The organism is Psychroflexus sp. MES1-P1E (genome assembly GCF_002836055.1).
Lineage (GTDB): Bacteria > Bacteroidota > Bacteroidia > Flavobacteriales > Flavobacteriaceae > Psychroflexus.
Genome location: NZ_PJBS01000164.1, coordinates 1 through 5,377, shown reverse-complemented (window position 1 = coordinate 5,377; position 5,377 = coordinate 1). Strand labels below are relative to the sequence as shown.

7 protein-coding genes are annotated in these 5,377 nt (G+C 36.2%); 1 reads left to right on the top strand and 6 read right to left on the bottom strand.

The features are described 5' to 3' along the window. Window positions 1–251: 251 nt before the first annotated feature. The 5 genes from CXF67_RS18140 to CXF67_RS17820 all read right to left on the bottom strand — a co-directional run bounded on the left by CXF67_RS18140 (window position 252) and on the right by CXF67_RS17820 (window position 2,555). On the bottom strand, window positions 252–389 hold the full coding sequence (locus CXF67_RS18140; RefSeq protein ID WP_180957922.1) for a hypothetical protein: 138 nt from the start codon (window positions 387–389) through the stop codon (window positions 252–254). A gap of 454 nt (window positions 390–843) precedes the next feature. Continuing rightward, the gene (locus tag CXF67_RS07785; RefSeq protein WP_257984627.1) at window positions 844–1,413 is read right to left on the bottom strand and encodes a porin family protein; all 570 of its coding nucleotides are present in this window, start codon (window positions 1,411–1,413) and stop codon (window positions 844–846) included. A gap of 80 nt (window positions 1,414–1,493) precedes the next feature. After that, window positions 1,494–1,802 carry a hypothetical protein gene (locus tag CXF67_RS07780; RefSeq protein ID WP_102088241.1) on the bottom strand — a complete coding sequence of 103 codons (309 nt, stop codon included), beginning with the start codon at window positions 1,800–1,802 and terminating at the stop codon, window positions 1,494–1,496. Window positions 1,803–2,020: 218 nt separating this feature from the next. Next, on the bottom strand, window positions 2,021–2,416 hold the full coding sequence (locus tag CXF67_RS07775; RefSeq protein WP_102088240.1) for a nuclear transport factor 2 family protein: 396 nt from the start codon (window positions 2,414–2,416) through the stop codon (window positions 2,021–2,023). Then, entirely contained in the window at window positions 2,379–2,555 is a 177-nt protein-coding gene (locus CXF67_RS17820; RefSeq protein ID WP_257984626.1) for a hypothetical protein, read from the bottom strand. The genes CXF67_RS07775 and CXF67_RS17820 overlap by 38 nt, the downstream gene beginning before the upstream one ends. Before the next feature lie 746 nt (window positions 2,556–3,301). Here CXF67_RS17820 and CXF67_RS17815 point away from each other — a divergent pair. Then, entirely contained in the window at window positions 3,302–3,553 is a 252-nt protein-coding gene (locus CXF67_RS17815) for a hypothetical protein (protein ID WP_145990396.1), read from the top strand. 189 nt (window positions 3,554–3,742) lie between these two features. Here the strand turns inward: CXF67_RS17815 and CXF67_RS07770 are convergent, their stop codons facing one another. Further along, a complete protein-coding gene (locus CXF67_RS07770; RefSeq protein WP_102088239.1) occupies window positions 3,743–5,161 on the bottom strand; it encodes a glycosyltransferase family 2 protein in 1,419 nt (472 codons plus the stop codon). Between the last annotated feature and the right edge of the window lie 216 nt (window positions 5,162–5,377).

The window sequence follows — 5,377 nt, the reverse complement described above, 5'->3', positions numbered from 1 at the left end:
TTTAAAAATCATGACAAAAGAGAAAGAGCTTGAAACCATGTTGAACTGCATCTTGTTATATAGGTAATTTGTAAGCAGAAATATAATTGAATTAGTTGACGGTGAATTAAGTTTAGAAGATGTGAAAAGAAAATTATATAGTTAAACTTTAATTTTATTCTTTTCTGCATTATAAAATTTGTAGGAATAAACTACTATTTTATTTTTTCAAATAAAAAACCTACGAGCGTCCCCGAGGTTTTTGAAAAGACTTAAACTTTAGACCAGGATGCATTTTCCGTTTGACCATTTGGTTTGATGCGCAAAGTTCTCAACTTGTCATTTTGTAATATGGAGATGGCATATAAAGTTTTCTCCTGAGTTTCAAATACTCTTACAGTTTCAATCATCTGCTGACTTATATTGAGTTCTTGAAGCTTATTCTTCTCAGTTCTTGGCAGCTGGGCCTAAGACATAATGCTTGCGTTTTCTTTTTTGGCAGAAAGCATGTCTTCTACATTGAGACTGCTATTTGTGTCTTCCTGTTTTCTTCGTTTTCTTCTTGACTGTAAGCTTATATACTAAGTAGTAGTAATGCAATTATCAGTGATTTCATGTGAATGTTTTTTATGGGTCTATTCTATAAGTATCAATACCCTTTCCAAAGTAGCTACGCTTTTCAAATAACTGTACATCAGTTATTTATAAAATATTCGGATGATTGTATGATCTGAACTATCTGGTACATCTTTACACATTCTCAATAATTACCTACACTCGGTATTGATATCAACTAAAGCTAAAGCATAAAAAAAGCGCATCTTTCGAAATGCGCTTGATGGAACAATTCATTAGGCTGGTTACTTAAAATTCAAAAGCTACATAGGCTTGGAAAGTTGAGTTTCTGGCTTCAATTCCAGTAAAGCTTCCAATGTCATTATCTACAATGTCTTGCAAACCATAATAATACCTCACACCTACGACAAATGGTGATAAATTGACGTTGGCCCCTACAGCTAGACTGTAATCAAAACCCTTAAAATTATCCGTATCAATTTCTTCTGAAAATGAACCCAAACTAGAATCTCCTGAAATGTTTGCGTTAAGCAAATAGGAAGCATAAGCTCCACCTTCTACATACAGTAAATCGGCGATACCGACAGAAACTAAAATTGGTAATTCTAGATTGCCGAATCCAATTTCTGCTTCTTCTCCATTACCTTCAATTTTAGCGCCTTTGCCGGAGTAGCCAAGTTTCGCCTGAAGGTATAAAAGTTCAGGTACAAGTTCACTTCTAGAGTAAACTCCAAAATTGAGACCCGTTTTTACATTCTCACCATCTACATTTTCAGTGTAAAAGTTAGAAAAGTTGACACCTCCTTTTACTCCAAAGGTGTTGTCTTTTGCATGAGTTGTTAGCCTGAGTAATACTATGAAAGCTATAGCCGTAATTTGCTGATCATAGTAATTGATTTTAAGTAAGTTTGTACTAAAGATAAATTTGACCTCTAGGTCTAAAAGTCTATGTTATCCATTAAGGTTCCTTCAGCATCAAATTTTAGTTTATTCATGACATCTCCAGAGCTGAAACAACAACTGAAAAAGAATTGATCGCGAAATATTACTTTTTGAATATTTGCAAAATTTTCAGGGCTTTCTTTAAAAAGTCTACCAAGATCTGAGTGGTCATAATCAGAGTCTAATTCTGATAAGTTTTCTACCGAAGCGTGTTCTATTCCCGAAGATGTCTTTACAGACAATTGAGAAGTGCCTGCACTAGTAAAGTTCGCTGATCCATAAATTATTTCAATTGTCTCTTCCATGTTCTTATTTTTATTTGTATCTGCAAAATTAATTCCAATTCTATTTGTTCCTACTATCTTTACGTGAAATTTAAGAGGAATGCTTTACTTTTGTTAGTAATACGTTAATGATAATCTATGTTGGATGTCTAGAAGCCGCTTAATTTTGAAGTCTAGTTGAATTAAATGTGCTTTAAGCTTCTTCAGGATGTTGAAGTTTCCACACAAAAAATAAACATTTACTCTCTTATAAAATCACATCTTATAATTTTATGATTCTCTATTTTGTAAATAGCTATTATTAAAACAGGCTTTCCACTGTTGGATCGTCCGGTGATATATTCGTAATCGATGACGGTTTGACCTAGGACTTGTCGAGACGCTACAAGGCTATCAAGGTTTGGAGATGATTGAAATAATTTTCTGTAAGTCGTTTTAAAATTGGCTTTCCCTTTAATAAAAGGTTCAGTATCACCGTAATTATAGGCTTCAGCATCTTCTGTAAACACTTCTAAAAAAGCTTCTATATCTCCTTTGTTATAAGCGTCCAACTGAAGTTGTACAACTTCTCGAGGAGTTTGTGAAAAACATTGGAAACTAATCAATATGCTTAAACTTATTATAATAGACTCCATAGCGATTACCCAATTGCACATTAACGTAAGGGATTCCATTTTGAGTATTAGCCTCAATAATACGACCTCGAAAACTTTGTGCAGAAAGTTGAACATTAAAAATCAGTAGGAGTAGGGCAGGACTTAAAATGTGTTTCATTTGGATAATTTTTAGTAAGACGAAGAAGGCAAAAGAGTCCTCGTCGAAGAAAAAAACTTCTCTGTCGGAATGACTAAACGCCACTGTCATTCTGATGGAGTTTTTGACGACTGAAGAATCTTTCCCTATTTAAAGCATAAAGATTCCTCGTCGAAGTAAAAAACTTCTCTGTCGGAATGACAACGAGATTCCTCGTCGAAGAAAAAAACTTCTCTGTCGGAATGACAAAACGCTACTGTCATTCTGAAGGAGCTTTTGACGACTGAAGAATCTTTTCCTGTCGAAAGCATAAAGGTTACTTGTTGAAACAAAAAGAGTCCTCGTCGAAGAAAAAAACTTCTCTGTCGGAATGACAAAAGAGTCCTCGTCAAAGCAAAAACAGCTTCTCTGTCGGAATGACAACGAGATTCCTCGTCGAAGAAAAAAATTTCTCTGTCGGAATGACAACGAGATTCCTCGTCGAAGAAAAAAACTTCTCTGTCGGAATGACAAAACGCTACTGTCATTCTGAAGGAGCTTTTGACGACTGAAGAATCTTTTCCTATTTAAAGCATAAAGAGTCCTCGTCGAAGTAAAAAACTTCTCTGTCGGAATGACTAAACGCCACTGTCATTCTGATGGAGTTTTTGACGACTGAAGAATCTTTCCCTATTTAAAGCATAAAGATTCCTCGTCGAAGTAAAAAACTTCTCTGTCGGAATGACAACGAGATTCCTCGTCAAAGCAAAAACAGCTTCTCTGTCGGAATGACAACGAGATTCCTCGTCGAAGAAAAAAACTTCTCTGTCGGAATGACAACGAGATTCCTCATCGAAGAAAAAAACTTCTCTGTCGGAATGACAACGAGATTCCTCGTCGAAGAAAAAAACTTCTCTGTCGGAATGACAACGAGATTCCTCATCGAAGAAAAAAACTTCTCTGTCGGAATGACAACGAGATTCCTCGTCGAAGAAAAAAACTTCTCTGTCGGAATGACAAAAGATTCCTCGCCGAAGTAAAAACAGCTTCTCTGTCGGAATGACAACGAGATTCCTCGTCGAAGAAAAAAACTTCTCTGTCGAAATGACAAAAAGAGTCCTCTTCAATAAAAAAAGAGTGACTTCTTACGTGGAGTATTTAAGTTTGATGGAGTAAATAAGTGATGGTTAAACCAATAAGCGAATTGGATTAAATTCAGCAGTTACAAATCAAACTTTTTTAGGTAAATCCCGGGTTAACCAACCTCGTCGACTGGCCGTTGCAATCGCATAAGGGGTAATCCAAAACAAACTAAAAGTATAAAATAAGCTGTAGCAATATATCCATAGCGACTCTCCAACATTATAAGATTTAGCATAAAACAAGGCAGGGATACTAGAGAAGATAAGTATACTCGCCAAGGTTGAACTGATAAACAAAAGCGGATACAACACTATAAAAATAAGCATCAAAATCATAAATGGATAAGCAAAAATAACTTTGATCCACTGGTTAAGCAATAAAATTCGTGGTCCTACCTTCGATTCTTCTCTATAATTTGTAAAAGCGAATTTACTCATCTTAATGTTTTCTCTCACGTTGCTTCGCTCCCAACGGATAAACATCTTATATAGGTTTTTATACCGCTCTGGAATATTGGTAAGGACAACGGCATTACTCTGGAACCGAACATGCATGCCTTGTTTTAAAATCATATTGGTCATCGCTCTATCTTCCCCAATATCGGTTGTTTTACCCATAAAGGTTTGGTGCATCCAATTTTCCAAGCAATTAAGCACAGCCTCTTTTCTATACGCCGCTAAAGCTCCAGGAGTACAAAGGACAGACCCCAGCTGACTTTGTGCTGAACGGATAAATTCAAAACTAAAGGCAAAACTCACATTTAACATCCGAGGAATTATTGCTTTTTCATTGTTAAGGACTCTCACATTACCCGCTACTGCGCCACATTTAGAATCTACTATAAATGGAGAAACCAAATTTCTAAGCGTATCCGTTTTCACGATAGAATCGCTGTCGACAGTAACAAATACATCTCCTGTACCCAATTTAAAGCCTCTGTATAAGGCATGGCGTTTACCTTTGTTTTTGGGCTGTTGAAAAATAGATAAGCGATCTCCAAGTTCGCGTTTTGCTTTTTGCATCCAAGCCCAGGTATCGTCCTGACTCCCGTCATCTATAGAGATGATTTGAACTTTATGTTCAGGATAATGACTGCCTGCTAAGCTGTGTAGGGTTTTCCAAACCAACTGGCCTTCGTTATAAGCAGGGACAATGACCGTAAGCACTGGCAATTTTTCATTGGATACAGATTGAACCGGGCGGTACTTTAGACGTAGAAAAAAGATAAAGCTCAAAAAACCAATCTTAAAAGCAAGTAATCCAATGGAAACATAGATGAGCAGTCTTCCCCAAAACGTATTGATTCTCTCTAGGTGAAGTTGTTCAAAGGCAGGTTGCAATTGAATAACTGTCATCAAAGCACCGACGAGCAGTATAAATGTTGCTGTGAAAATGAGGACATCTCTGGAGGAGAGGGATTTTATCGAAAATAATTTTGAAAATGAAGGTCTCGGTGAGGTTTGGGCACTATTTAAATCGGTATCCATAGCTAATGATTTCGTCATCTACAACCAATTTATATACCGTGATTAAGTTTGTACTGTTTCTAGCTAGTTTGGATATCGCCAAGACCTAAACGTGTGGACTTTATCCACAGAGTGTGGTAGGAATGAAAGCTCTTTTGTTGATTTAATCAGGAGCTCTAACTTAAGCTAAAAAGGAGATTAGTTATTTTCTCGAAATCGATCTTAACTTTCTGTGCAAAATAGAGTTAAGAACTT

Bases quoted from the DNA above. Each gene is read 5' to 3' on its own strand.
- CXF67_RS07780 (WP_102088241.1), bottom strand. From the start codon at position 1,802: ATGGAAGAGACAATTGAAATAATTTATGGATCAGCGAACTTTACTAGT.
- CXF67_RS07770 (WP_102088239.1), bottom strand. From the start codon at position 5,161: ATGACGAAATCATTAGCTATGGATACCGATTTAAATAGTGCCCAAACC.
- CXF67_RS17820 (WP_257984626.1), bottom strand. From the start codon at position 2,555: ATGAAACACATTTTAAGTCCTGCCCTACTCCTACTGATTTTTAATGTT.
- CXF67_RS07775 (WP_102088240.1), bottom strand. From the start codon at position 2,416: ATGGAGTCTATTATAATAAGTTTAAGCATATTGATTAGTTTCCAATGT.
- CXF67_RS18140 (WP_180957922.1), bottom strand. From the start codon at position 389: ATGATTGAAACTGTAAGAGTATTTGAAACTCAGGAGAAAACTTTATAT.
- CXF67_RS17815 (WP_145990396.1), top strand. From the start codon at position 3,302: ATGACAACGAGATTCCTCGTCGAAGAAAAAAACTTCTCTGTCGGAATG.